This is a genomic window from Streptomyces sp. NPDC053665 (genome assembly GCF_055585285.1).
In genome coordinates, this window is record NZ_JBVJKK010000003.1 from 229,547 (window position 1) to 254,918 (window position 25,372).

Consider the following 25,372-nt stretch of genomic DNA (forward strand, 5'->3'; position numbering starts at 1 on the left):
GCAGGGGCGAACGGGCCGTGCGGTTCGCCCCTGCCCCACTGTGCGGGCGGTGACTACCAGTTGATGCAGGTCTTCGGCACCCAGCCGTTGACCTTGTCGCCGCCGTAGTACCACATGTTGCTGGTCTTGCCGCAGGCCGTGTACGAGCCGCCCTTGTAGGCCTTGCCGTCGTTGCAGACGCCGCCGCGCTTGCCCTTGCCCCAGATGCCGAGGGCCGTGGCCGACTTCTTCGGCGCGGAGCGGACGTTCACGGTCTCCTTGGCGGTGACGTTCACGATCGCCTTGCTGCAGTCCTGCGGAGCCGCGGCCGCCGTGCCGGCCGTCGCGACGGTGCCGGTGAGGGCGGTGGCGAAGAGGGCCGCCGACGTGGCCGCCGTACCCAGCGACTTGAACCTCATGGTCTGTGTGTCCTCCCGTTTCGGTGCGATGCCGTTTGCTCATCGCGGTCGTCGCGAACTGTACAAGGGCGGGCGGGAGTTGACTGACGAGGGGTCTGTGCTGGCCATTGCCGTGGGCCGGTTGCGCGGGTGCGGGGAGGAGGTTGCTGCCGGGAACGCCGGCGCCCTTGTGCCCGGCACGGCGGCGCCTCGGTGGCCGGGCGGACCGTAGGGTGCTGCGCATGAGCATCATCGGGGTCGGCATCGACGTTGCCGAGATCGAGCGGTTCGCGGCGTCCCTGGAACGCACGCCCGCGATGGCCCAGCGGCTGTTCGTCGAGCAGGAGTTGCTGCTGCCCAGCGGGGAGCGGCGGGGCGTCGCTTCCCTCGCGGCGCGGTTCGCCGCCAAGGAGGCCCTCGCCAAGGCGCTCGGCGCACCGGGCGGACTGCTGTGGACCGACGCCGAGGTGTACGTCGAGGACAGCGGCCGGCCCCGGCTGCGGGTGAGCGGGACGGTCGCCGCCCGCGCCGCCGAACTGGGCGTGACGTCGTGGCACCTGTCGCTCAGTCATGACGCGGGAGTCGCCTCGGCCGTGGTGATCGCCGAGGGCTGACACCGGGTGGGGTTCCCCGTCTCCTACGCCATCGCCCAGAGCAGCACGGCCGTACCGAGGACGCCCGCCGCGCCCAGTGCCGTACCGGCGGCCGCGGTCCACATCCGGCCCGTGGCCTTGCCTGTGCCTGTGCTGGTGCCAGTGCCAGTGCCAGTGCCCGTGCCTGTGCGGGCGTGGTGCAGGCCCATCACTCCGAACGTCACCGCGAGCGCACCCGCCAGGACGGTCCAGGGGATCAGGAAGAACCACGTGCCCACGGCCGAGAAGGCGCCGAGGGCCAGGGCGGTGGGGCCCAGGGCGGAGGCGGGGCTGTCGTCGTCACCGGGCGTCGTCGAGCTGGTCATGTCTCGCTGTCCCCCTTTTGAACGCGTTCAAAATCGGCACGAGCTTACGCCCGGGAGGTGGCGGAGCGTCAACCAGCCCGCTGGCAGGGCGTCAAACGACCCGCGACACGGACGCGTGCGCGGGGCGGACGGGAGTGGCCACGGCGGTGTGCGGGAAACTCGACCGCATGCGTACTGCGTACAGCGTGGAGACGGTCAGGAACGCCGAACGGCAGCTCATGGCGCGGCTGCCGGAGGGGGCGCTGATGCAACGCGCCGCCGCCGGGCTCGCCGCGGCCTGCGCCGACCTGCTGGGCCGGGTGTACGGAAGCAGGGTCGTGCTGCTGGTCGGCAGCGGTGACAACGGGGGTGACGCGCTGTTCGCCGGTGCCCGGCTGGCCCGGCGCGGAGCCGGTGTCACCGCGGTGCTGCTCGCGCCCGGCCGGGCGCACGCGGCGGGGCTCGCGGCCCTGCGGCGGGCCGGGGGCCGGACGGTGGCGGCCGACGGTTCCGCCCGGGCCGGGGAACTGGTCGAGCGTGCCGACCTCGTCGTCGACGGCATCGTCGGGATCGGCGGCAAGGGCGGGCTGCGGCCGGAGGCGGTGCCGCTGGCGGCCGCCGCGGCGCGGTCGCGCGGCGCGGTCGTCGCGGTCGACCTGCCGAGCGGCGTGGACATCGCCACGGGGGAGGTGCGGGGCGCGGCGGTGCGGGCCGACCTGACGGTCACGTTCGGGACGCACAAGCCGGGGCTGCTGATCGACCCGGCGCGGGAGTACGCGGGGTCGGTGCGGCTGGTCGACCTCGGGCTGGAGCTGCCGGCCGAGCCGGAGCTGGAGGCGTTGCAGCACGCGGACGTGGCCCGGCTGCTGCCGGTGCCGGCGGCCGAGAGCGACAAGTACCGCCGGGGTGTCGTCGGGATCGCCGCCGGGTCGGCGCGCTACCCGGGGGCCGCCGTCCTGGCCGTCTCGGGGGCCCTGCGCGGCGGGGCGGGCGCGGTGCGGTACGTCGGGCCGGCCGGGGACGCGGTCCTCGCGCGGTTCCCGGAGACGCTCGTGTCGGACCGAGGGCCGAAGCACGCGGGGCGGGTGCAGGCCTGGGTGGTCGGACCCGGGGCCGGGGACGACGCGGCGACGGTGGCGGAGGTGCTGGCCACGGACGTGCCCGTGCTGATCGACGCGGACGGGCTGCGGCTCGCGGACGCCGGGGCCGTCCGGGAACGCCGGGCGCCGACGCTGATGACCCCGCACGCCGGGGAGGCGGCGGCCCTGCTCGGTGTGGAGCGCCGGGAGGTCGAGGAGGGACGGCTGGGCGCGGTGCGGGAGCTGGCCCGGCGCTACGGGGCGACCGTGCTGCTCAAGGGCTCCACCACGCTGGTGGCCGACCCCGGTGGCGGTGCGGTGCGGGTGAACGCGACCGGGACGGGCTGGCTGGCGACGGCCGGGAGCGGGGACGTGCTGTCCGGGCTGGCCGGATCCCTGCTGGCGGCGGGCCTCACGGCGAGGGACGCGGGAAGCGCCGGGGCGTACCTGCACGGCCTGGCCGGGCGGCTCGCGGCGGACGGGGCACCGGTGGGCGCCCACGACGTGGCGGAGACCATCCCGGAGGCCTGGCGCAACGTGCGGGGCTGAGCGGGGCGGCGCGACGCCCACCGGGAACGGGCACCGGACGGAACCGGCCGCGGCCGGGCGGTCGGGGGCGACGGTCACGCCCCCGACCGCCGCCCGGGGTGGGCCACCGAGGGCGGACGGCCGACGGCGCGACCCCCGCCCCTCGGCCCGACACCACCTGGGCGGCCCGGCCGAGGAGTGGTCCTGCTGTTGTCGGGCCCGGTGGTGAGCCCGGGGTCTCCTCGCTCCGCCGCCCCCGCCCGGCACCCGGGGTGCGCCACTCGACGGCGGATGGCCGACGGCGCGACCCCCGCTCCTCGGCCCGACGCCACCTGGGCGGCCCGGCCGAGAAGCAGTCCTGCTGTTGTCGGGCCCGGTCGCGAGCCCGGGGGCTCCTCGCTCCGCCGCCCCCGGCCGCCGCCCGGGGTGGGCCACCGAGGGCGGACGGCCGACGGCGCGACCCCCGCTCCTCGGCCCGACGCCACCTGGGCGGCCCGGCCGACAAGCCGTCCTGCTGTTGTCGGGCCCGGTGGTGAGCCCGGGGGCTCCTCGCTCCGCCGCCCCCGCCCCCGGCCCCCGCCTCGGCGTGATCTTGGTTCCGTGGGCGGGCCGCTGCCGTCGAGGGTGTGGGGGGCTCTGAGACACTGGGCGCGATGAGCGAGAGAACAGCCCCACGGACCGCGCCCCTGCGGGCCCGTGCCGAGATCGATCTGGCCGCCCTGCGGGCCAACGTGCGTGCTCTGCGCGCCCACGCGCCCGGCGCGGCCGTGATGAGCGTGGTGAAGTCCGAGGCGTACGGGCACGGGGCTGTGCCGTGCGCCCGCGCCGCCCTGGACGCCGGGGCGACCTGGCTGGGCACCGCCACCCCCGAGGAGGCCCTCGCCCTGCGGGCCGCCGGGCTCCCGGGCCGGATCATGTGCTGGCTGTGGACACCGGGCGGCCCCTGGCGCGAGGCCGTCGAGGCCGATCTGGACGTGTCCGTCAGCGGCATGTGGGCCCTGCGCGAGGTCGTCGAGGCCGCCCGGCACGCGGACCGGCCCGCCCGCGTGCAGCTCAAGGCCGACACCGGACTCGGCCGCAACGGCTGCCAGCCCGGCGACGACTGGGCCGACCTCGTGCGCGAGGCGCTGCGGGCCGAGGCCGAGGGGCTGCTGAGCGTCACGGGACTGTGGTCCCACTTCGCCTGCGCCGACGAGCCCGGCCACCCCTCCATCGCCGCCCAGCTCGCCCTGTTCCGCGAGATGGTCGCGTACGCCGAGGCCAGGGGCGTACGCCCCGAGGTGCGGCACATCGCCAACTCGCCGGCCACGCTCACCCTCCCCGCGAGCCACTTCGACCTGGTGCGCACCGGCATCGCCACCTACGGCATCTCGCCCAGCCCCGAACTGGGCGTCCCGGCCGACTTCGGGCTGCGCCCGGTGATGACGCTGTCCGCCTCGATGGCCCTGGTCAAGCGGGTACCGGGCGGGCACGGGGTCAGTTACGGGCACCACTACGTGACGCCGGGCGAGACCACCCTCGGGCTCGTGCCGCTCGGGTACGCGGACGGCGTTCCGCGGCACGCCTCCTCGGCCGGCCCGGTCCTCGTCGAGGGCAAGTGGCGCACGGTCGCCGGGCGGGTCGCCATGGACCAGTTCGTCGTCGACCTGGGCGGGGACGAGCCCGCGCCGGGCGCCGAGGCGGTCCTCTTCGGCCCCGGGGACCGCGGGGAGCCCACCGCCGAGGACTGGGCCCAGGCGGCCGGAACCATCGCCTACGAGATCGTGACCCGGATCGGAACGCGGGTTCCTCGCGTCTATGTGAATGAGGAACAGGACGGGTAACTCGGAAGAGAACCCGTCACGCGAAGAACGGCAGTCAGCGCTCGCACCACCGGAACCACAGGAACCAGGAACGCGAGCCGTCCGAAGCGGCCCGGCGAAGAGGAGCGGTACGTGAGCGAGAGCAGTGCGGAGGTCGTCGTCGACGTCGCCTCCGCGGCCGTCGCGGCCTCCGCCGCGGGGGCGGCGGGGGGCTGGCGCCGCGCGACCGGTCTCGCCGGCGTCGCGATAGGCGTCGTGGCCACGGGCGCGGCCGCCGGAGTCGCCCTGGAGCGGATGACCGTCGGCCGCGGCATACGGCAGAAGGCCCGCCTCGCCCTGGACTCGGCGGGGCCCTACGGCGCGCTGCGCGGGATGCCCGGCAAGGCGATCGCCGACGACGGCACGGAGCTGTACTACGAGGTCGACGATGTCGACCCCGACGCCGCACCGGCCGCGGGCCCGCGCCGCCGCAGGCTCTTCGGCCGCAAGGCCCCCGCCCCCGTCACCGTGGTCTTCAGCCACGGCTACTGCCTGAGCCAGGACTCCTGGCACTTCCAGCGGGCCGCCCTGCGCGGCGTCGTGCGGACCGTGCACTGGGACCAGCGCAGCCACGGCCGGTCCGGGCGCGGCGTCGCCCAGACCCGGGACGGCGAGCCGGTCACCATCGAGCAGCTCGGCCGCGACCTGAAGGCCGTGATCGACGCGGCCGCGCCCGAGGGGCCGATCGTGCTGGTCGGGCACTCGATGGGCGGGATGACGGTGATGGCGCTGGCCGACCAGTACCCGGAGCTGATCCGCGAGCGGGTCGTCGGGGTCGCCTTCGTGGGGACGTCGTCGGGCCGGCTCGGCGAGGTCAACTACGGGCTGCCGGTGGCCGGCGTCAACGTGGTGCGGCGCGTGCTGCCCGGGGTGCTGAAGGCGCTGGGGCAGCGGGCCGAGCTGGTGGAGAAGGGGCGCCGGGCCACCGCGGACCTGTTCGCGGGCGTCATCAAGCGGTACTCGTTCGCCTCCCGGGACGTCGACCCGGCCGTGGCCCGGTTCGCGGAGCGCATGATCGAGAGCACCCCGATCGACGTGGTCGCCGAGTACTACCCGGCGTTCAACGACCACGACAAGACCGAGGCGCTGGCCCACTTCGCCGACCTGCCGGTGCTCGTGCTGGCCGGCGTGCGGGACCTGGTCACGCCCAGTGAGCACAGCGAGGCCATCGCCGACCTGCTCCCGGACGCGGAACTGGTGCTGGTGCCGGACGCCGGGCACCTGGTGATGCTGGAGCACCCGGAAGTGGTCACCGACCGCCTCGCCGACCTGCTCACCCGCACGGGTGCCGTGCCCGCAGGGGCTACCGTGAAGGGCTATGGAAGCACCAGCACCGCACAGCCCGGCTGAGCCCGGATCGTCCGTCCAGACCGTCGTCACGTCCCCCGAGCAGATGCGTGAGCTGGGCCGCCGGCTCGCGAAACTGCTGCGCGCGGGCGACCTGGTGATGCTGAGCGGGGAGCTCGGAGCGGGCAAGACCACGCTGACCCGCGGCCTGGGCGAGGGGCTCGGCGTCCGCGGGGCCGTCACCTCGCCGACCTTCGTCATCGCCCGTGTGCACCCTTCCCTCGGCGACGGCCCGCCCCTCGTCCACGTCGACGCCTACCGGCTCTCCGGCGGGCTGGACGAGATGGAGGACCTCGACCTCGACGTGTCGCTGCCCGACTCCGTGGTCGTCGTCGAATGGGGCGAGGGCAAGGTCGAGGAGCTGACCGAGGACCGTCTCCAGGTCGTCATCCACCGGGCGGTCGGCGACACGACCGACGAGGTCCGGCAGCTGACGGTCACCGGTGTGGGGGAACGCTGGTCCTCCGCCGACCTCGGTGTCCTCACCGCCTAGACGCAGCACGCCGGGCGGGCGGCCCGGGTGGGCCGGCAGCCCGGGTGGGCGGGCGGCCCGGCGGGTGGGCGGCTTCCGTGATCCGGTGGCGAACGTTCCGACAAGACGTCGGCATGATGTTGCGCTCGGCGCGTCGTGCGTGGTCACATGGAACCCAGCTCGTAGTTAGGTCTACCTAACTTCCGCCCCCGCCGCTTCAGGAGGCGTCCATGTCGGCTACAGAGAGCAAGGGGCGGCCGCTGCCGTTCGCGGTCGCCGGGGTGCCCATGCGCGACCTGCTGGCGGCCTGCGAGGCGGCGGCGCTGATCTCCACACCGCCGCGCGCCCCCGAACCCGGGTTCTCCGGGCCCGCGGGGGAGCGCCGGGAAGCCGCCTAGTCCCGCTCGGGACGCCCACTCCGCCTGCCTGCCTGCCCGCCCCGCTGCCTGGCCATCCCGCCTGCCCGGTCCGCCGGTCCGCCGGTCCGCCGGTCCGCTAGCGGACGACCACGACCTTGCGGCCGATCGTCGCGAAGGTCCACATCGCCGAACCGTCCACCCGCGACTCGCGGATGCCGCCCGTGCGCGTCTTCGGGGCGGGCGCCGCCGCGGCCCTGGCCTCGTCCACCGCCGCGCTGAAGCCCACCACCACGCCGTCCACGCTGGTGAAACGCACGACGTGCTCGACCGGGATGCCGTCCGAGCCGGTGACCGTGCCCGAGCGGGACGTCACCGCATAGCGGCCGGGGGCCGGGTCCACGGCGCTCGGATCGACCTCGAAGGTGCGGGCGACCTCGCCGTTCGCGCCGACCAGCCACACCCGGTCGCGGCCCAGTGCGTACACGACCCGCGCGCCCTCCCCGGACCCCTCCGGCAACGCGGTGGGGTCCCGCTTCACCCGGGGCGCCTTCGACGTGCCGGCGGCCGGTGCGGCGCCCGTCGCCGCGGCACGGGCGGCGCCGGCCGGGAGTGCCTCGGCCGCCTGGTGGGCGAGGTAACCGACGGTGGCGAGCGCCGCGGCGGTGAGCGCGGCCACGATTCCCGAGCTGCTGGCTGCCACCGGCGCCCACCTCACGTCGTACGTCGCTGTCGTGACGGTAGGTGACGGTAGCAGCAGGTGACGGCCCGGCAGGTACGTCCGACACGGGGCCCGGGGAGCCGTAGGCTGTTTGCGTGCTCTTGCTCGCTCTGGATACCGCCACGCCCGCTGTCACCGTCGCGCTGCACGACGGCGAGGACGTCATCGCCTCGTCCAGTCAGGTCGACGCCCGGAGGCACGGGGAACTGCTGCTGCCGGCGATCGACCGCGTGCTCACCGCGGCCGGGCTGAAGCTCGACGCGGTCACCGGGATCGTCGCCGGGACCGGCCCCGGCCCGTACACCGGGCTCCGCGTCGGCCTGATGACCGCGGACACCTTCGGGCTCGCCCTCGGCGTCCCCGTGCACGGCGTGTGCACGCTGGACGGCCTCGCCTACGCCGCCGACCTGGAAGGCCCGTTCGTCGTCGCCACCGACGCCCGCCGCAAGGAGGTGTACTGGGCGCGCTACGCCGACTCGCGCACCCGCCTCACCGACCCGGCCGTCGACCGGCCCGCCGACATCGCCGCGCAGGTCGAGAACCTGCCCGCGGTGGGCGCCGGCGCGCTGCTCTACCCGGACACCTTCCCGCGGGCGCACGAGCCCGAGCACGTGTCCGCCGCCGCCCTGGCCCGGCTCGCCGCCGAGCGGCTCGCCGCGGGTGAGGAACTGCCCGCGCCGCGGCCGCTGTACCTGCGCCGGCCCGACGCCCAGGTCCCCAAGAACTACAAGGTGGTCACCCCCAAGTGACCGAAGCCGAGACGTGCACGCTGCGCGAGATGCGCTGGTGGGACATCGACCCCGTGCTGGAGCTGGAACGGGCCCTCTTCCCCGAGGACGCCTGGTCCCGGGGCATGTTCTGGTCCGAACTGGCCCACGCCCGCGGGCCGGAGGCCAACCGCCGGTACGTGGTCGCCGAGAGCGGCTCCCGGATCGTCGGGTACGCCGGGCTGGTCGCCACCGGTGACCAGGCCGACGTGCAGACCATCGCCGTCGCCCGCGAGCGGTGGGGCACCGGTCTCGGCGGCCGGCTGCTCGCCGAGCTGCTGCGGGCGGCCACCGCCTTCGAGTGCGCCGAGATCCTGCTGGAGTGCCGCGTGGACAACGTCCGCGCGCAGAAACTCTACGAGCGCTTCGGCTTCGAGCCCATCGGCGTCCGGCGCGGCTACTACCAGCCGGGGAACGTCGACGCCCTGGTGATGCGCCTGACCGCCCCCGAGAACTCCGCACAAGGAACCGAGATCAATGGCTGACGAACCCCTCGTACTGGGAATCGAGACCTCCTGCGACGAGACCGGCGTCGGCATCGTCCGCGGCACCACCCTGCTGGCCGACGCGATCGCCTCCAGCGTCGACGAGCACGCCCGCTTCGGCGGCGTCGTCCCCGAGGTCGCGAGCCGCGCCCACCTGGAGGCGATGGTCCCCACCATCGACCGCGCGCTGAAGGAGGCGGGCGTCAGCGCCCGCGACCTCGACGGCGTCGCCGTCACCGCCGGCCCCGGCCTGGCCGGCGCCCTGCTGGTCGGCGTCTCGGCGGCGAAGGCGTACGCCTACGCCCTGGGCAAGCCCCTGTACGGCGTGAACCACCTCGCCTCGCACATCTGCGTGGACCAGCTGGAGCACGGCCCGCTGCCCGAGCCGACGATGGCGCTGCTGGTCTCCGGCGGTCACTCCTCGCTGCTGCTGTCCGCGGACATCACCTCCGACGTCCGCCCGATGGGCGCCACCATCGACGACGCCGCCGGTGAGGCCTTCGACAAGATCGCCCGGGTGCTGAACCTCGGCTTCCCGGGCGGCCCGGTCATCGACCGGTACGCCAAGGAGGGCGACCCGAACGCGATCGCCTTCCCGCGCGGCCTGACCGGCCCGCGCGACCCCGCCTACGACTTCTCCTTCTCCGGGCTGAAGACGGCCGTGGCCCGCTGGATCGAGGCCAGACGGGCGGCCGGCGAGGAGGTGCCCGTGCGCGACGTGTCGGCCTCGTTCCAGGAGGCGGTCGTGGACGTGCTGACGCGCAAGGCCGTCCGCGCCTGCAAGGACGAGGGCGTCGACCACCTGATGATCGGCGGCGGCGTGGCCGCCAACTCCCGGCTGCGCGCGCTCGCCCAGGAGCGCTGCGAGGCGGCCGGGATCCGGCTGCGGGTGCCGCGGCCCAAGCTGTGCACGGACAACGGCGCGATGGTCGCCGCCCTGGGCGCCGAGATGGTCGCCCGCAACCGCGCCGCGTCGGGCTGGGACCTGTCCGCCGACTCCTCCCTGCCGGTGACCGAACCGCACGTCCCGGGCCACGACCACGACCACGACCACGTGCACGAGGTCAGCAAGGAGAACCTCTACTCGTGACGGTCGCCCTGATGTGGGAGGCGCGGGCCGTGCCCGGGCGGGGCGAGGACCTGCTCGGCTGGGCCCGCGCCCAGGAGCTGCCCCGCGCACCGCTGCGCCGCGAGACCCTGCGCGCCCCCCAGGACCGGGTCCTGGTCATTACCTGGTGGGACGCGCCGTACGACGCCGACCTGCCCGAACTGCCCGAGCCGGATGGGGAGCTGGTCACGCGGGCGGTGCACCGGTGGCGGTTCGAGTCGGTGGACGGCGGCTGACCGGCAGCCGGTCCGTCGCCCCCCTGAGACTCACCCCGCCTCCGTCACCTCCGTCTCGCACCGCAGCCGCCGCCCGGCCCCGGTGACCCGGACGGGACCGGTGAGCGTGAGGTGCGCCGTGTGGCGTACGTCCGTGCTGGACGCCGCCAAGCGCAGTTCCAGGGCGCCCGGCTCCACCACCCTGCGCCCCGAGCGGTCGGTGAACGCCGACAGGTCGGTGTGGAAACGGAACGTCACGCGGGCCGCCTCGCCGGGGGAGAGCGCCACCCGCCGGTAGCCGACCAGGCGGACGTCGGGCCGGGTCACCGAGGCCACCGGGTCGTGCAGGTACAGCTGCACGACCTCCGCCCCCTCCCGCTCGCCGGTGTTGCGGACCGTGACGGACAGGTCGCAGGCGCCGTCCGTGCCGATCTCCGTGTCACCGCACGCCACGTCCTCCCAGGTGAAGGCCGTGTACGAGCGGCCGTGGCCGAAGGCGTACAGCGGGGTCGGATCGAGGTTGCTGACCTCGCCCGCGAGGCCGAGGGGCGGCTGGAGGTAGGTCCAGGGCTGGCCGCCGGGCACCCGGGGCACGCTGACGGGCAGCCGGCCCGAGGGGTTCACGCGGCCCGACAGGACGCCCGCGACGGCCGGCCCGCCCTCCTCGCCCGGGAAGAAGGCCTGGACGACGGCGCCCAGCCGCCCGTGCCAGCGGCCCAGCGCGTAGGGGCGGCCGGTCAGCAGGACCAGCACCACCGGAACGCCGGTGGCCAGGAGCGCGTCCAGCAGATCGCCCTGGGCGCCCGGCAGGGCGAGGTCGGTGGCGTCGCAGCCCTCGCCGGACGTGCCCCGGCCGAACAGGCCCGCCCGGTCGCCCAGCACCGCCACGCACACGTCGGCCTCGGCGGTGCGGGCGACGGCCTCCTCGAAGCCGGCCCGGTCCGGGTCGCTCACGTCGCAGCCCTGCGCGAACGTCACCTTCGCGTCCGGCAGTTCGGTGCGCAGCGCCTCCAGGACGGTGGGGATCTCGATGCCGGCCGGCACGCCGGGGTGGTGGGTGAGGACGTGGGAGGGGAAGGAGTAGCAGCCCAGCATGGCCAGGGCGTCCGCCGCCCGGGGACCGACGACCGCGATCCGGGTGCCGGAGGCCAGCGGCAGCAGCCCGCCCGGGTTGTCGAGCAGGACGACGGACTCCTCGGCCAGGCGGCGGGCCAGGGCCCGGTTGCGCGGCGGGTCCAGGCTGACCGGGCCGTCGGGCTCGGTGTCCCAGTCCTCGTCCAGCAGGCCCAGTTCGCACTTCTGGAGCAGGACGCGGCGGGCCGCGCGGTCCACCAGCTCCTCGGGGACCCGGCCGGAGCGGACGGCGTCGAGCAGGGGCGGGCCGTAGCACTTGAGCGTGGGCAGTTCGACGTCGATGCCGGCCGCGAGGGCCGCGTGGGCCGCTTCGGCCGGGGTGCCCGCGACCCGGTGCAGGGTCTGGAGGAAGCCGATGCCGAAGTAGTCGGCGACGACGGTGCCGGTGAAGCCCCACTCCTCGCGCAGCAGCCGGGTGAGCAGCTCCGGGTCCGCGGAGGCCGGGAGGCCGTCGGTCTCGGTGTAGGCGGCCATCACCGAACGGGCCCCGCCCTCGCGCAGGGCCATCTCGAAGGGCGGCAGGGTGACGTCCGCGAACTCGCGCAGGCCCGCCCGGACGGGGGCGAGGTTGCGGGCGCCGGCCGAGGAGGCGTACCCGGCGAAGTGCTTGAGCGTGGCGACGACCCCGGCCGACTCCAGCCCCCGCACGTAGGCCGCGCCGACCGTGCCCACCAGGTACGGATCCTCGCCGATGGTCTCCTCCACCCGGCCCCAGCGCGGATCGCGGACGACGTCCAGCACGGGCGCGAGGCCCTGGTGCACGCCGACCGAGCGCAGGTCCTCGCCGATGCGGCGGGCCATCTCCTCGACCAGCGCAGGATCGAAGGTGGCGCCCCACGCGAGCGGGACGGGGTAGGCCGTGGCCTGCCAGGCGGTGAAACCGGCCAGGCACTCCTCGTGCGCGATCGCCGGGATGCCGAAGCGCCCGGCCGCGGCTATCCGCCGCTGGGCACGGGCCAGGGACCGCGCGCCGAGCACCGGGTCCACGGGGGCGGTGCCGAAGGGGCGGGTGAGCTGGCCGAGCCCATGGGTGATCAGCTCGTCCCAGTCGTACTCGACGGTCATGTCGTGCTGGTGCGGTGCGACCCCCTCGCCGTCCGTCTCGGCGCCCACCCACACGCCGTACAGCTGGGCGGTCTTCTCCTGGAGGGTCATCCGGGACAGCAGGTCGTCGACGCGGGCGGCGGCGGGCAGGGCGGGGTCACGCCAGGGCGCGGTGGTCATGAAGCTCCTGTCGGGTGGACGGACGGCCCTCTCAACGAACGGTGCTCACGAGCGCGTGAACGGTGCTGTGCCGATCTCTCCCGCACCCGCTACTACGAATGTTTCGAGCTGTACTTCGAATGTTCCGGGAACCTATGGCGCTCCGAGGGCTTCGTCAAGAGGTGCCGCAGGGATACGATCGCCGCCATGACTTCCCCGGAGCCGGTTGAAAGCCGGACGCAAACCCGGACGCGGGGGCGCACCGCGCAGACCGCGACGCTCGCCGAGATCGCTCGCGAGGCCGGTGTCTCCGCACCGACTGTTTCGAAGGTGCTCAACGGCCGCACCGACGTCGCCGCGGCGACGCGCGCCCGGGTGGAGGAGCTGCTGCGCGTCCACGGCTACCGGCGCCGGCGCGCCGAGGCGACCCGCTCCCCGCTGCTCGACCTGGTCTTCCACGAGCTGGAGAGCGCCTGGGCGATGGAGGTCATCCGCGGCGTGGAGAACGTGGCCCGGGACGCCGGGCTCAGTGTGGTGCTGTCGGAGAGCGCGGGTCGGCTCACCCCCGGCCGGAGCTGGGCCGACCAGGTCGCGGCCCGGCGCCCGCACGGGGTGGTCCTGGTGCTGTCCGGGCTCGACGCGGCCCAGCGGGCGCTGCTGACCAGCCGGTCCATCCCGTTCGTGGTGATGGACCCGGCCGGCGACCCCGGCGCGGACGTGCCGTCGATCGGTGCGACCAACTGGCAGGGCGGCCTCGCGGCCACCCGGCACCTGGTCGACCTCGGGCACCGCAGGATCGGGGCGATCAGCGGGCCGTCGCAGATGATGTGCAGCCGCGCCCGGGTGGACGGCTACCGGGCCGCGCTGGAGACGGCCGGGCTGCCGGTGGACCCGTCCCTGATCGTGGCCGGGGACTTCCACCACGAGACCGGCTACCGCCGCGGCCTGGAGCTGCTGCGCCGCCCGGACCGGCCGACCGCCGTCTTCGCCGGGAACGACCTCCAGGCGCTCGGGCTCTACGAGGCCGCCCGCGAGCTGGGTCTGCGCGTCCCGGAGGACCTGAGCGTGGTCGGGTTCGACGACCTGCCGGTGGCGCGCTGGGTGGGGCCGCCGCTGACGACCGTGCGGCAGCCGCTGACGGAGATGGCCGAGGCCGCGGCCCGGCTGGTCCTGGACCTCGGCCGCGACGAGGAGGCCGCATCGGCCACCCGGGTCGAGCTGGCGACGAGCCTGGTGGTCCGCAGCAGCACGGCGGCGCCCGCGACCGGAGTCTGACGCGGGAGCCGGGCGGCGGGGGGAGACCGACGAGGGATTCGAAGCAAGTCGAGAGCACGCTCGAAAGTTTCGACGAGCCTGCGCCATCTGAGAATTTCCCAAGAAAGGCCGCTCCGGACTCCCTGGCCGACATTATTCGGACTTATGTTCCTGGGCGTGACGGAACGCGACGGGGAGGGTGAAGCGGCGCGCCGGCGCCCGAACCTGCCCAGGGCCGCGGCGGTGGTCCTGGCGGGCGCGCTGGTGCTGGGCGCCGCGGCGGCGGGCTGGGCCTACTGGCACCTCGACGACAACATCACCGGTGTCGACATCGACCACGCGCTGGGCGACGACCGCCCGCCGCGACCGCTCGCCTCGCCCGCGCCGGCGGACTCCGCGCTGCCCGCCGAGGCGCTCAACATCCTCGTGCTGGGCTCGGACTCGCGCAGCGGCGAGGAGAACCGCCGGCTCGGCGGCGGGGACAGCGCGGGCGCCCGCTCCGACACGGCGATGGTCGTCCACCTCGACGCCGGACGGACCGCCGCGACGGTGGTGAGCATCCCGCGCGACACCCTGGTCACCCGCCCCTCCTGCCCGGCCCCGTCCGGCGGGTCGACGGCGGTGGCGTACGGCGCGATGTTCAACAGCGCGTACGAGGTGGGCGGTCCGGTGTGCGCGGTGAAGACCGTCGAGGCGATGACGCACGTGCGGATGGACCACTACCTGGAGATCGACTTCGCGGGGTTCGCCCGGCTGGTCGACGCGCTCGGCGGCGTCACCGTCACCACCGAGGAGGACATCTCCGACGAGGACAGCCATCTGCACCTGAAGGCCGGCACCCACCACCTCGACGGCGACCGGGCCCTCGCCCTGGCCCGCACCCGGCACGGCATAGGCGACGGCAGCGACCTCGGGCGCATCGGCCTCCAGCAGAAGCTGGTGAAGGCCCTGCTGGAGCAGATCGCGGCCGAGGACCTGCTCACCGATCCCGCGAAGCTCTACCGGGTCGCCGACGCGGCGACCGCGGGCCTGACCGCGGACACCGGCCTGGACTCCCTGGCGGAACTGAGCCGGCTGGGGCGGAGCCTGCGGGGCCTGTCGGCCGACGCGGTCCGCACGGTCACGATGCCCGTGGTGCCGGCCCCCTCCGACCCCAACCGGGTGGTCGCGGACCAGCCGGAGGCCGACGAGCTCTGGGAGTCGCTGCGGTGACCGGCACGAGCGCCGCCGCCCGAGGAGAACCCGGGGTCGGTGCCGTGCCGGACCCGGCCACCCCGGTTTCCGGCGGCACCCGGGCCCGTACACCCTCGCGGGGCGGACGGGGGGCGGCTACCGCTGCCGCGCCGGGCCGCCGGGCGCACCCGACTCTCGGGCCGGGTGCCCGACGAGCATGGCCGGGGCGCCGGCGACCCGGGTCAGGAACACCGTCGCCGCGTGCGGACCCTGCGGCTTGACCTTGCGGCGCAGCTCCTCCGGCTCGACCGCCGAGCCGCGCTTCTTCACCGTCAGCGTGCCCACCCGCCGCTCCCGCAGCAGGGCCTTGAGCTTCTTGACGTTGAAGGGCAGATGGTCGGTGATCTCGTAGGCGGTGGCGTACGGGGTCGGGTGCAGGGTGTCGGCCGTGACGTAGGCGATGGTCGCGTCGAGCAGGCCGCCGCCGACCTCCTCGGCCACCTCGGCGACCAGGTGGGCGCGGATGGCCGCGCCGTCCGGCTCGTAGAGGTAGCGGCCGGGCGGGCGGACCTCCGGGTCGGGCAGGCCGCGCGAGAGCAGGCTGCGCGGGCCCGGCAGCAGAGTGGCGCGCACGGCGCCCGGGGCGGTGCCGAACCACAACACCGCCTCCTTCACGTCCCCGCCGTCGGAGATCCACTCCGCCTCGGCGTCCTGCGGGACCGCCTCGTGCGGGATGCCCGGGGCGACCTTCAGTGCGGCGTGCGGCGCCCGGCGGGCGGCGGCCACCGCCCAGGACAGGGGCGGCGAGTAGGCCTCCGGGTCGAAGATCCGGCCCCGGCCGCCGCGCCGGGCCGGGTCGGCGAAGACGGCGTCGTACCCGGTGGTGTCCACGTCCGCGACGTCCGCCTCGCGCACCTCGATCAGCTCGGCCAGACCCAGTGCCTCGGCGTTGGCCCGGGCCGCCTCGGCCGTGCGGGGGTCCCGGTCCACGGCCAGGACCCGGATCCCGGCCCGGGCCAGCGCGATCGCGTCGCCGCCGATGCCGCAGCACAGGTCGGCGACCGAGGTCACGCCCAGGGCGGCCATCCGCCCGGCCCGGTAGGCGGCCACGCTCGCCCGGGTCGACTGCTCCACCCCGTCGGGCGTGAAGAACATCCGGCGGGCGTCCTCCGCGCCGAACTTCACCGCCGCCCGCTGCCGCAGCCGCGCCTGCCCGAGCGCCGCCGACACCAGCTCGGCCGGGTGCTCGCGGCGCAGCCGGGTCGCCACCGCCAGCTCCTGTGCCGGGTCGGTGTCGCGCACCTCGTCGAGCAGGGCGCGGCCTTCGGGGGTGAGGAGGGGTGCGAGGTCGTTCACCGGATCATTGTCGACCACGACCGGCGCGGCGGGGGTGTGGGCCAGTCGGTGGACCGTCGGGGGAGCGGCCGCGGTGTCGGGACCGGTTCGCACGGGCGGGCTGCGAGGATCCGGCCCCATGCGAGCAGTCGTACAAAATGACAAAAGCCAGGCATGTAAGGACAAAATCTGGCCACATGAGGACAGGAGCCGAGCGCGCGTCGGTCTGCGGATCGGCCTCGCCGTGCTCGCCCTGGCCGCCATCGCCTCGGGCTGCGCGCAGGGCGGCGACCGCTCGGTCGTCCCGGCCGGCGGCCAGCAGCCCCTGAAGGCGCCCCCGGCCCGCGCCCTGGACTCCTACGCCTCCAAGCTGCGCTCCGCCCACACCGCCCGGGTCGCCGCGGCCCGCCGGTGGGGGCTGCGCGCCGTACCGCTGTCCGCCCCGCCGGCCCCCGCGCGCAAGGCCAGGATCAAGACGCGCAAGGGCTTCGAGGTGGAGGACCACCGGGAACTGGACCTGCCGCCCGTCTTCACCCGGGTCCCCACCCGCGACAAGGTCGTCTTCCTCACCATCGACGACGGCGCCGAGAAGGACCCCTCGTTCCTGCGGATGACACGCGAACTGGGCGTCCCCTACACCGCGTTCCTCAGCGGCTACCTGGTCGAGGACGACCCCCGCTACTTCCGCCGGATGCAGGCCGAGGGCGTCGCCCTGAACAACCACACCCTGCACCACCCCGACCTGCGCGGCATGTCCTACCGCGCGCAGAAGCGCGAGATCTGCGGCATGCAGCGCTACGTCGAGCAGCGCTTCGGCGAGCGCCCCGCCCTCTTCCGCCCGCCGTACGGCAGCTACGACCGGTCGACCCTGCGGGCCGCCAAGGCCTGCGGCATCGCGTACGCCCCGCTGTGGAACGAGGAGGTCTTCGCCGACCACTGGGAGTACCGCGAGGCGGACCGCGACCTGCGCCCGGGCGACATCGTGCTCACCCACTTCCGGGGCCCCGGCGAGTGGAAGGGCACGATGCCCGACATGCTCCGCCGCTTCCTGAACAAGGTCACGGCCGAGGGGTACGCCGTCGGGCGGCTGGAGGACTACCTGTGAGGCGGCGGGCCGCCGCCCTGTGCGCGGGCCTGGCCCTGCTGGCCGGCTGCGCCACGGCACCGGGGGAGCACCCGGGCGGCGCCGACGGCCGAGCGCCCGGGGCGGCCTCGGCTCCCGCCGACGGCCGAGCCTCCGGAGCGGCCCCCGCTCCCGTCGACGGCCGGGCCTCGGGGGCGGTCTCCGCTCCCGCCGGTGGTCGAGCGCCCGGGGCGGTCTCCGCTCCCGTCGACGGACGCCGGGCGACGGGCCTGCCGCCCGTCGTCGACCGCGTCGCCACCCGCGACCCGGTCGTCTTCCTCACCTACGACGACGGCGCCGAGCGCGACCCCCGCTTCGTCGACCTGGTGCGCGAACGACGGCTCCCCGTCAGCCTGTTCCTCACCGACAGCGTCGTGGGCCCCGGCTACGCCCACTTCGCCCGGCTGCGCGCCGTCGGCGCCTCCCTCCAGAACCACACGCTGGACCACCCCGCCCTGCGCGGACTGCCCTACGCCGGCCAGCGCGCGGAGATCTGCGGCCAGCAGCACAAGCTCCGGGCCCGGTTCGGCGTCCACCCCCGGCTCTTCCGGCCGCCCTACGGCACCTACGACACGACGACCCTGCGCGCCGCAGCCGACTGCGGCATCCGGGCGGTCGTCCTGTGGCGCGTGTCCCTGGACGGCGACGGAGAGCTGGACTACCGCCGGGGCGCACGGAGGCTGCGGCCGGGCGACATCGTCTCGGTGCCGTCCGGCGACACCGACTCCCTGACGCTCGCCGAACGGACGCGGAGCCTGCTGCGCAAGATCGACCGCCGGGGTCTGCGGGTGGGACGGCTGGAGGACCACCTGGAGAAAGGCCTGCCGGACCACCTGAAGGACCACCCGGAGAACCACCCGGAGAACCACCCGGAGGACCACCGGGGAGGCGCGCCGGAGCGGCCGGCCGACCGACGCGCCGCGGGCAATTAGCAGTCCGCTTGACCGAGTGCTAATCGCAGTCATAGTCTCGGGTCTGGCACTCCCCCCTGGAGAGTGCCAACACAGCGACGGGCAGGTCCGGCACCCGCGACGACGGATCCACCTGGTCGCCACCTCAGACAGTTAACCCCGTGAGATCTCCGAAGGGGGAGGTCGGATCGTGACGACCACCAGCTCCAAGGTTGCCATCAAGCCGCTCGAGGACCGCATCGTGGTCCAGCCGCTCGACGCCGAGCAGACCACCGCCTCTGGCCTGGTCATCCCGGACACCGCCAAGGAGAAGCCCCAGGAGGGCGTCGTCCTGGCCGTGGGCCCGGGCCGCTTCGAGGACGGCAACCGTCTTCCGCTCGACGTCTCCGTCGGCGACGTCGTGCTCTACAGCAAGTACGGCGGCACCGAGGTGAAGTACAACGGCGAGGAGTACCTCGTCCTCTCGGCCCGCGACGTGCTCGCGATCATCGAGAAGTAATTCACCCGAAGCACCTTGCTCTGAACTGCGCCCCTGGCCCCCGCGATCGCCAATAAGCCGGGCGCCCGGGGCGCAGTTGTCGTTATCCCAATTTCCGGAAGAGGGCTCACGCTCCCATGGCGAAGATCCTGAAGTTCGACGAGGACGCCCGTCGCGCCCTCGAGCGCGGCGTCAACAAGCTTGCCGACACGGTCAAGGTGACGATCGGCCCCAAGGGCCGCAACGTCGTCATCGACAAGAAGTTCGGCGCCCCCACCATCACCAACGACGGTGTCACGATCGCCCGCGAGGTCGAGATCGAGGACCCGTACGAGAACCTCGGTGCCCAGCTGGTCAAGGAGGTGGCGACCAAGACCAACGACATCGCGGGTGACGGTACGACCACCGCGACCGTGCTCGCCCAGGCGCTCGTGCGCGAGGGCCTGAAGAACGTCGCCGCGGGTGCCTCCCCGGCCGCGCTGAAGAAGGGCATCGACGCCGCCGTCAAGGCCGTCTCCGACGACCTGCTCGCCTCGGCCCGCCCGATCGACGAGAAGTCCGACATCGCCGCCGTCGCCGCGCTGTCCGCCCAGGACCAGCAGGTCGGCGAGCTCATCGCCGAGGCCATGGACAAGGTCGGCAAGGACGGTGTCATCACCGTCGAGGAGTCCAACACCTTCGGTCTGGAGCTGGACTTCACCGAGGGCATGGCCTTCGACAAGGGCTACCTGTCGCCGTACTTCGTGACGGACCAGGAGCGCATGGAAGCCGTCCTGGACGACCCGTACATCCTCATCACGCAGGGCAAGATCTCCGCCATCGCGGACCTGCTGCCGCTGCTGGAGAAGGTCATCCAGGCCAACGCCTCCAAGCCGCTGCTGATCATCGCCGAGGACGTCGAGGGCGAGGCCCTGTCGACCCTGGTCGTGAACAAGATCCGCGGCACGTTCAACGCCGTCGCCGTGAAGGCCCCCGGCTTCGGCGACCGCCGCAAGGCGATGCTGCAGGACATGGCCGTCCTGACCGGCGCCACGGTCGTCTCCGAGGAGGTCGGCCTCAAGCTCGACCAGGTGGGCCTGGATGTCCTCGGCTCCGCCCGTCGCGTCACCGTCACCAAGGACGACACGACGGTCGTCGACGGCGCCGGCAACAAGGAAGACGTGCAGGGCCGCGTCGCCCAGATCAAGGCCGAGATCGAGACCACGGACTCCGACTGGGACCGCGAGAAGCTCCAGGAGCGCCTCGCGAAGCTGGCCGGCGGCGTGTGCGTCATCCGCGTGGGTGCCGCCACCGAGGTCGAGCTCAAGGAGCGCAAGCACCGTCTGGAGGACGCCATCTCCGCGACCCGCGCCGCGGTCGAGGAGGGCATCGTCTCCGGTGGTGGCTCCGCCCTGGTCCACGCCGTCAAGGTCCTCGAGGGCAACCTCGACAAGACCGGCGACGAGGCCACCGGTGTCTCCGTGGTCCGCAAGGCCGCCGTCGAGCCGCTGCGCTGGATCGCCGAGAACGCCGGCCTCGAGGGCTACGTCATCGTCTCCAAGGTCGCCGAGCTCGACAAGGGCAGCGGCTACAACGCCGCCTCCGGCGAGTACGGCGACCTGATCAAGGCCGGCGTCATCGACCCGGTCAAGGTCACCCGCTCCGCCCTGGAGAACGCCGCCTCCATCGCCTCCCTCCTCCTCACGACCGAGACCCTGGTCGTCGAGAAGAAGGAAGAGGAGGAGCCGGCCGCCGCGGGCCACGGCCACGGCCACGGCCACGCCCACTGAGCCGACCCGCTCCCACGGAGCCCCGGTCCCCCCGAGGGACCGGGGCTCCGCCCGTTCACGCCCCTTGCCGGGCTTCCGACCCCTGAACACCATCACCAACCGTGGCGCATGAGTAGCTCTACTCAACTTTTCCAGTACCACGCCCGTCCCGCGTCGTGATCAACTTCGCTACGGTGGTCGTCGGTCGGCAGCCCGACGCCCGTTCCGCCCGCTCGGCGTAAACCGGGTGGCGGGCACCGTGCGCACAGGGGAAGACCGGCTGTACAGGGGGAGGAGACCGGCGCATGGCCTGGGACGAGTGGGAAAGAACGAAGAGCGAGGCGCTGGCGCGGCATTCGGCGCACACACAACTCGACTCCGCCGCCGGCCCGAGCGGGGGCGGCAGTTCCGGGAAGCTCAGGTCCAGTAAGGCCGCGTGGGCGAGGGCCGGTCACGAGGTGGGTTCCCTGCGTGACCACATCGGCAGGGCGAAGACCCGGCTGGAGGACGGCCAGGAGGGCTTCGGTGACGACGCCGGATGTCTGACCGCGACCGCTCAGCGGGAGGTGTACAGCTCCTGGCAGCGTTACGTCAAGAAGGTCGACGACCGCTGCGGCAAGCTGGCCGGGATCATGGAGAAAGTGGGCAGCGAGGTACTCAAGCAAGAGCACGCGATCAAGGACGAGATCGCCAAACTCAGGACCGAGTACCGGGATACGCCTGCCGGTGGTGACCGGCCGCAGGGCGGGTGACCCCACGCCATGGACTACGCCACCCTCAAGAACCTCAAACTGTCGGCGTTCTCCGACGCGGCCGACGGTTACCGCGCGACCAGTGACATGGCGAGCGCTGCCAAGGACCGTATCGAGAAGCAGATAGCCAAGGCCATGCCGCAGGCCCTGGAGGGCGACGCCGCCTCGGCCGCGATGGAGCAACTGCGAGAACTGGCGCAGAACTTCCACTACACCCAGACGGAGTGCGGCCTGGCCAGCACCGCGCTCAATGGCTTCGTCCACGACCTCACGGCGGCCAAGAAGAAGTTGGATGCCGCGGTGGAGGAGGCTCACGCCGCCAAGTACACCGTCAACTCCGATGGGTCGATCACCTACCCGGCGGGTGGCGAGGGAACCGGTGCCGCACCCGCCGGGGGCGGCAAGGCCGCTGGCTTGACCGACCCCACGGCTTCCGCGTTGGCCCGCCAGGCGGCCAACCTGGATCCCAACCCCCACTATCGACGCGCGCAAGACCTCGCCGACCGGATAACCGAGGCGCTCCAGGAGGCCACGGACGCCGACGCCAAGTGGGCGCCCAAGGTCCGAGCGCTCATGGCGGACGACGACCTGACCGTCTCCGACGGCGACTGGGCCGACACCGCCTCGGACTCGAAAGGCGTGCGTTCCGCAGGCAAGGACTACCTCGACGGTATGCCGCAGCCTCCCAAGGACGGCAGCCCGCGGGAGAACGCGGCATGGTGGAGTGGGTTGGATGCAGAGCAGCAGGCTGCGTGGGTCTCCATGCGCCCGGAGATTGTAGGCGCCCTCGACGGGGTGCCTTCCGCCGTGCGCGACGACGCCAACCGCATCGTGCTCGACGAGACGCGGGGCCGGTACCGGACGGAACTCAACGCCATGCCCAAGCCGCCCGCCAACGAGTGGACCTGGATCACCGCTGGGGGGTACCCGGCCAAGGTGCACACCGACGAGTGGATGGCATGGCACCGGGAGTACGGGGACCGCCGGGAATACCTCACCACGTCGCTCAAGGGCATGCAGCACATCCAGGATCGCTTCGACGCCAGCGGCAGACGAGGGCTGCCGGAGGCGTACCTGTTGGGCTTCAGCCCCGACGGGGACGGCCGGGCGATCATCGCCAATGGGAATCCGGACACCGCGGACCACCAAGCCGTGTACGTACCGGGCACCGAGTCGGACCTGGCGAGCATCAAGGGCAACATCCGCCGGATGGAAGATGTGTGGCGTGCGGCTAACGACGAGGCCGACGGTAGGACCGTCTCCACCATTACGTGGCTCGGATACGACGCGCCGGACGACGTGGTCAAGGACGCCCCCTTCGAGAACTACGCCTACGACGGGGCACCGGCTCTCAACCGCTTCCTAGATGGACTGGAAGCGTCTCACTCCGGGGAGACGGAACCGCACCGAACAGTGATCGGCCATTCCTATGGGACAACGGTGATAGGCGCCGCTGCCCAAACAGGGCAGCTCAACGCCGCCGACGTCGTTTTCGCTGGCAGTCCGGGGGTGAAGGTCTCCAGCGCGGAAGAGATGGACGTACCGGCGGGGCACGTGTGGAACGAGGAGGCCGACGGTGACACGGTTCCGGACATCGGACGGTGGGGCCATGGTGGAAGCGGCTTCACCATCCCCAGCGACCACGGGTTCGGCGCCAACCAGATGACCACGGACACGCAGGGGCACAGCGGCTACTGGGACACGAGGGGCGAGGAGGATTTCTCCCAGAGTCTTCGCAACCAGGCTCTGGTGGTGGTCGGCAAGGGCGACGAAGTCCCTCTCATACCGGCTCCTGACCCTTGGGCGCGCGTGAAGTAGGAAGACATGTTGCCGCTCACCCGACCGACGATGTAAGGCTCCCGCCGTGAAGACCAGACTGACCGCCCGTGTACTTGTCGTGCCCCTCGTCCTCTCGACCCTCACTGGATGCGCCATGACTGATGACGATTCCGAAGACGTCCCCTTCGCCGGCACCAGTGCGTCGGTCGAGGCTGCCGACGCGATCGAGAAGATTTCCAGCGACCTCTACGACCTGATCGGTGTGAAGGGGAAGGCGTCCGACAGCCGCGCCGGTGTCACGGAGTGCTCGGACAAGGACCCGGAGAAGTACTTCCGGGTGTTCCACCCGTGGAGCTTCTATCCGGCGTCCGCCGCCGAGTTGGGCCGGGCCATGGAGCGGCTGAAGGCAGAACTGCCGAAGCACGGTTGGAAAGTCGTCTCGTACGAACCGGACACCAGCAGGAACAAGAACATGAACCTGGTCGCCGACAACGACGCGAAAAAGGCGAGCGTCAAGGTTGTGGAGATGGCGAAGAACGACCCACCCAAACTGAGCCTGACCGTCGTCTCCGGCTGCTACAAGACCCCGAACGGCACGAAGGTCGAGGAGTTCTGACCAACGGGCCGGGCGTCCTCGTGGGGCGGGCCGCCGCCCGGGAGGGGGCGGCTGCCGTGCGCCGTCAGCGGGTCACTGCGGCCCGTACTTCCGCCCCGTCCGGGACGAGACGGCCCCGAGCATTCCGCGCGGCACCAGCTTCGCCGCGCCCATCAGCACCTTGTAGCGCGGGTCCGGGATGGACAGGGTCTTGCCGCGGGCGAGGTCCTGCAGTGCGGCCGTCACCAGCTTGTCCGCGTCGAGCCACATCCACCCGGGGATGTTGTCCGTGCCCATGCCGGCCCGCTCGTGGAACTCGGTGCGGACGAACCCCGGGCACAGCGCCATCAGCCGCACCCCGCTGCGGCCCAGGTCCCGCGCGGCGCCCTGGGTGAACTGCACGACCCACGCCTTGGAGGCGCCGTAGGTCCCGCGCGGGACGAAGGCCGCGACCGAGGCGACGTTGACGACACCGCCGCGGCCCCGCTCCCGCATGGTCTCCGTCGCCGCCGCGGTCAGCCGCAGCACCGCCTCGCAGTGCACCTTCAGCATCCGCAGCTCGTCGGCCACGGACACCTCCAGGAAGCGGCCCTTGTTGGCGAAGCCGGCGTTGTTGACCAGCAGGTCGACGGGGCTCCGGCGGTCCCGGAGGCGGTCGGCGACCGTCTCGATGCCCTTGTCGTCCGCGAGGTCGGCCGTCAGCACCTCGGCCTCGATGCCGTGCCGGTCGTGCAGCTCGGTCGCCTGCTCCCGGAGCCGCTTGGTGTCCCGCGCCACCAGCACCAGGTTGTGCCCGTCGGCCGCCAGTCGCCGCGCGAACGCGGCTCCGATGCCTGCCGTCGATCCCGTAATCAGAGCCGTTGTCATGGCAGCAGCGTAGTGACCCGGATCCCATGCGTCCGCTTGCCCGCGGGGCCGTCCGTGGCGGAGCCCCGCGCGGACCGCCGTGATGAGCCGCGGTCAGGAGCCGTACGCGTCCCGGTACTCACGGGCCGCCGTCAGCAGCTCGGGATGCAGCGCCTCGCCCGCGGCGAGCAGCCGGGGCAGCAGTGCCCGCTCGGTGGTCGCCGCCCGGAAGGCCAGCGCCACGGTCACGTCGTGCCCGGGCCGGTGCACGACCTCGACGGCGTCGCCCGCGCGGATCTCCCCGGGCACGATCACCCGCAGATACGCCCCGGGCGCACCGCGCTGCGTGAACCGCTTCACCCAGCCCTTCTCGTCCAGATGACCCTGGAACGTACGGCACGGGATCCGCCCGGAGGTGATCTCCAGCACCACCTCGGGCCCGATCCGCCAGCGCTCCCCGATCAGCGCGCCGGACACGTCCAGGCCCCGGGTGGTGAGGTTCTCGCCGAACGCCCCGTCCGCCAGGGTGCGGCCCAGCTCGCGCTCCCACTCGTCCAGGTCCTCGCGGGCCATCGCGTACACGGCCTGGTCGTCGCCGCCGTGGTGCTGCAGCTTGCACACCGCGTCCCCGGCCAGCCCGCTCCCGCCGACCCCCTTCGGCCCGGGCGCGGACACCCGCACGGGACGGTCCACCGGCCTCTTGTCGATCCCGGTCACCCCTTCGGGGTTGTCGGTGTACGCGACTGCCGTCGCGCGGCCCAGGTTCACTGACAACAGCTCCATGCGCGCACGCTAGGCGAACGGCCCC

26 protein-coding genes are annotated in these 25,372 nt (G+C 73.4%); 19 read left to right on the forward strand and 7 right to left on the reverse strand.

Annotated elements, in window-relative coordinates; all coding sequences use genetic code 11:
- Nucleotides 1-53 precede the first annotated feature (53 nt).
- Entirely contained in the window at nucleotides 54-398 is a 345-nt protein-coding gene (locus tag ACZ6ZN_RS14050) for a hypothetical protein (protein ID WP_398107029.1), read from the reverse strand.
- Between the two features lie 221 nt (nucleotides 399-619).
- Here ACZ6ZN_RS14050 and ACZ6ZN_RS14055 point away from each other — a divergent pair, with 221 nt between their 5' ends.
- Nucleotides 620-991 carry a holo-ACP synthase gene (locus ACZ6ZN_RS14055; RefSeq protein WP_398107028.1) on the forward strand — a complete coding sequence of 124 codons (372 nt, stop codon included), beginning with the start codon at nucleotides 620-622 and terminating at the stop codon, nucleotides 989-991.
- A gap of 23 nt (nucleotides 992-1,014) precedes the next feature.
- Here the strand turns inward: ACZ6ZN_RS14055 and ACZ6ZN_RS14060 are convergent, their stop codons facing one another.
- Nucleotides 1,015-1,335, reverse strand: a complete 321-nt coding sequence (locus ACZ6ZN_RS14060) for a hypothetical protein (RefSeq protein WP_469646034.1) — start codon at nucleotides 1,333-1,335, stop codon at nucleotides 1,015-1,017.
- Between the two features lie 167 nt (nucleotides 1,336-1,502).
- On the opposite strand from ACZ6ZN_RS14060, the gene ACZ6ZN_RS14065 reads away from it, so the two are divergent.
- From ACZ6ZN_RS14065 to ACZ6ZN_RS14085, 5 genes are all read left to right on the forward strand, one after another.
- Nucleotides 1,503-2,942, forward strand: coding sequence for an NAD(P)H-hydrate dehydratase (locus tag ACZ6ZN_RS14065; RefSeq protein WP_469646037.1), 1,440 nt, complete (start codon nucleotides 1,503-1,505; stop codon nucleotides 2,940-2,942).
- 632 nt (nucleotides 2,943-3,574) lie between these two features.
- Nucleotides 3,575-4,744 (forward strand): alanine racemase, encoded by a 1,170-nt coding sequence (alr, locus tag ACZ6ZN_RS14070; RefSeq protein ID WP_398107025.1) that lies wholly within the window; start codon nucleotides 3,575-3,577, stop codon nucleotides 4,742-4,744.
- Between the two features lie 111 nt (nucleotides 4,745-4,855).
- Nucleotides 4,856-6,112: an alpha/beta fold hydrolase gene (locus ACZ6ZN_RS14075; protein WP_451880269.1), complete on the forward strand. Its 1,257-nt coding sequence runs from the start codon at nucleotides 4,856-4,858 to the stop codon at nucleotides 6,110-6,112.
- Nucleotides 6,081-6,602 (forward strand): tRNA (adenosine(37)-N6)-threonylcarbamoyltransferase complex ATPase subunit type 1 TsaE, encoded by a 522-nt coding sequence (gene tsaE / locus ACZ6ZN_RS14080; protein ID WP_398107023.1) that lies wholly within the window; start codon nucleotides 6,081-6,083, stop codon nucleotides 6,600-6,602. The genes ACZ6ZN_RS14075 and tsaE overlap by 32 nt, the downstream gene beginning before the upstream one ends.
- 209 nt (nucleotides 6,603-6,811) lie before the next feature.
- Nucleotides 6,812-6,979 (forward strand): hypothetical protein, encoded by a 168-nt coding sequence (locus tag ACZ6ZN_RS14085; RefSeq protein ID WP_398107022.1) that lies wholly within the window; start codon nucleotides 6,812-6,814, stop codon nucleotides 6,977-6,979.
- A 97-nt stretch (nucleotides 6,980-7,076) separates the two neighbouring features.
- Here the strand turns inward: ACZ6ZN_RS14085 and ACZ6ZN_RS14090 are convergent, their stop codons facing one another.
- Nucleotides 7,077-7,640, reverse strand: coding sequence for a hypothetical protein (locus ACZ6ZN_RS14090; protein ID WP_469646041.1), 564 nt, complete (start codon nucleotides 7,638-7,640; stop codon nucleotides 7,077-7,079).
- 113 nt (nucleotides 7,641-7,753) lie between these two features.
- Between ACZ6ZN_RS14090 and tsaB the strand changes: the two genes are divergently transcribed.
- The 4 genes from tsaB to ACZ6ZN_RS14110 are packed head-to-tail and all read left to right on the forward strand — an operon-like array spanning nucleotide 7,754 to nucleotide 10,254.
- Nucleotides 7,754-8,407, forward strand: coding sequence for a tRNA (adenosine(37)-N6)-threonylcarbamoyltransferase complex dimerization subunit type 1 TsaB (gene tsaB, locus ACZ6ZN_RS14095; protein WP_451880267.1), 654 nt, complete (start codon nucleotides 7,754-7,756; stop codon nucleotides 8,405-8,407).
- A 29-nt stretch (nucleotides 8,408-8,436) separates the two neighbouring features.
- Nucleotides 8,437-8,910: a ribosomal protein S18-alanine N-acetyltransferase gene (gene rimI, locus ACZ6ZN_RS14100; protein WP_398107131.1), complete on the forward strand. Its 474-nt coding sequence runs from the start codon at nucleotides 8,437-8,439 to the stop codon at nucleotides 8,908-8,910.
- Nucleotides 8,903-10,000, forward strand: coding sequence for a tRNA (adenosine(37)-N6)-threonylcarbamoyltransferase complex transferase subunit TsaD (gene tsaD / locus ACZ6ZN_RS14105; protein ID WP_469646042.1), 1,098 nt, complete (start codon nucleotides 8,903-8,905; stop codon nucleotides 9,998-10,000). Before rimI ends, tsaD begins: the two co-directional genes overlap by 8 nt.
- Nucleotides 9,997-10,254 carry a hypothetical protein gene (locus tag ACZ6ZN_RS14110; RefSeq protein WP_398107018.1) on the forward strand — a complete coding sequence of 86 codons (258 nt, stop codon included), beginning with the start codon at nucleotides 9,997-9,999 and terminating at the stop codon, nucleotides 10,252-10,254. Before tsaD ends, ACZ6ZN_RS14110 begins: the two co-directional genes overlap by 4 nt.
- Before the next feature lie 30 nt (nucleotides 10,255-10,284).
- Here ACZ6ZN_RS14110 and ACZ6ZN_RS14115 read toward each other — a convergent pair whose 3' ends face one another.
- Nucleotides 10,285-12,591 (reverse strand): beta-xylosidase/alpha-l-arabinosidase, encoded by a 2,307-nt coding sequence (locus ACZ6ZN_RS14115; protein ID WP_469646045.1) that lies wholly within the window; start codon nucleotides 12,589-12,591, stop codon nucleotides 10,285-10,287.
- 186 nt (nucleotides 12,592-12,777) lie between these two features.
- Here ACZ6ZN_RS14115 and ACZ6ZN_RS14120 point away from each other — a divergent pair, with 186 nt between their 5' ends.
- Nucleotides 12,778-13,845 carry a LacI family DNA-binding transcriptional regulator gene (locus ACZ6ZN_RS14120; RefSeq protein ID WP_469646048.1) on the forward strand — a complete coding sequence of 356 codons (1,068 nt, stop codon included), beginning with the start codon at nucleotides 12,778-12,780 and terminating at the stop codon, nucleotides 13,843-13,845.
- Between the two features lie 144 nt (nucleotides 13,846-13,989).
- Nucleotides 13,990-15,036, forward strand: coding sequence for an LCP family protein (locus ACZ6ZN_RS14125; RefSeq protein ID WP_469646050.1), 1,047 nt, complete (start codon nucleotides 13,990-13,992; stop codon nucleotides 15,034-15,036).
- A gap of 117 nt (nucleotides 15,037-15,153) precedes the next feature.
- Here ACZ6ZN_RS14125 and ACZ6ZN_RS14130 read toward each other — a convergent pair whose 3' ends face one another.
- A complete protein-coding gene (locus tag ACZ6ZN_RS14130) occupies nucleotides 15,154-16,353 on the reverse strand; it encodes a THUMP-like domain-containing protein (RefSeq protein WP_469646052.1) in 1,200 nt (399 codons plus the stop codon).
- A gap of 205 nt (nucleotides 16,354-16,558) precedes the next feature.
- Here ACZ6ZN_RS14130 and ACZ6ZN_RS14135 point away from each other — a divergent pair, with 205 nt between their 5' ends.
- From ACZ6ZN_RS14135 to ACZ6ZN_RS14165, 7 genes are all read left to right on the forward strand, one after another.
- Nucleotides 16,559-17,437: a polysaccharide deacetylase family protein gene (locus ACZ6ZN_RS14135; protein ID WP_451880271.1), complete on the forward strand. Its 879-nt coding sequence runs from the start codon at nucleotides 16,559-16,561 to the stop codon at nucleotides 17,435-17,437.
- Nucleotides 17,434-18,387, forward strand: a complete 954-nt coding sequence (locus tag ACZ6ZN_RS14140; protein WP_469646054.1) for a polysaccharide deacetylase family protein — start codon at nucleotides 17,434-17,436, stop codon at nucleotides 18,385-18,387. Before ACZ6ZN_RS14135 ends, ACZ6ZN_RS14140 begins: the two co-directional genes overlap by 4 nt.
- Before the next feature lie 169 nt (nucleotides 18,388-18,556).
- Entirely contained in the window at nucleotides 18,557-18,865 is a 309-nt protein-coding gene (groES, locus tag ACZ6ZN_RS14145) for a co-chaperone GroES (RefSeq protein ID WP_053135717.1), read from the forward strand.
- Between the two features lie 116 nt (nucleotides 18,866-18,981).
- Nucleotides 18,982-20,613: a chaperonin GroEL gene (gene groL / locus ACZ6ZN_RS14150; protein ID WP_469646055.1), complete on the forward strand. Its 1,632-nt coding sequence runs from the start codon at nucleotides 18,982-18,984 to the stop codon at nucleotides 20,611-20,613.
- A gap of 437 nt (nucleotides 20,614-21,050) precedes the next feature.
- Nucleotides 21,051-21,344: a hypothetical protein gene (locus ACZ6ZN_RS14155; RefSeq protein ID WP_469646057.1), complete on the forward strand. Its 294-nt coding sequence runs from the start codon at nucleotides 21,051-21,053 to the stop codon at nucleotides 21,342-21,344.
- Nucleotides 21,345-21,353: 9 nt separating this feature from the next.
- A complete protein-coding gene (locus ACZ6ZN_RS14160) occupies nucleotides 21,354-23,162 on the forward strand; it encodes an alpha/beta hydrolase (RefSeq protein WP_469646059.1) in 1,809 nt (602 codons plus the stop codon).
- Nucleotides 23,163-23,277: 115 nt separating this feature from the next.
- A complete protein-coding gene (locus ACZ6ZN_RS14165) occupies nucleotides 23,278-23,739 on the forward strand; it encodes a hypothetical protein (RefSeq protein ID WP_469646062.1) in 462 nt (153 codons plus the stop codon).
- 72 nt (nucleotides 23,740-23,811) lie between these two features.
- On the opposite strand, the gene ACZ6ZN_RS14170 is transcribed toward ACZ6ZN_RS14165, so the two are convergent.
- Both ACZ6ZN_RS14170 and ACZ6ZN_RS14175 read right to left on the reverse strand, forming a co-directional pair.
- On the reverse strand, nucleotides 23,812-24,585 hold the full coding sequence (locus ACZ6ZN_RS14170; RefSeq protein ID WP_469646064.1) for an SDR family NAD(P)-dependent oxidoreductase: 774 nt from the start codon (nucleotides 24,583-24,585) through the stop codon (nucleotides 23,812-23,814).
- A 93-nt stretch (nucleotides 24,586-24,678) separates the two neighbouring features.
- Entirely contained in the window at nucleotides 24,679-25,347 is a 669-nt protein-coding gene (locus ACZ6ZN_RS14175) for an MOSC domain-containing protein (protein ID WP_469646067.1), read from the reverse strand.
- Nucleotides 25,348-25,372: the final 25 nt, after the last annotated feature.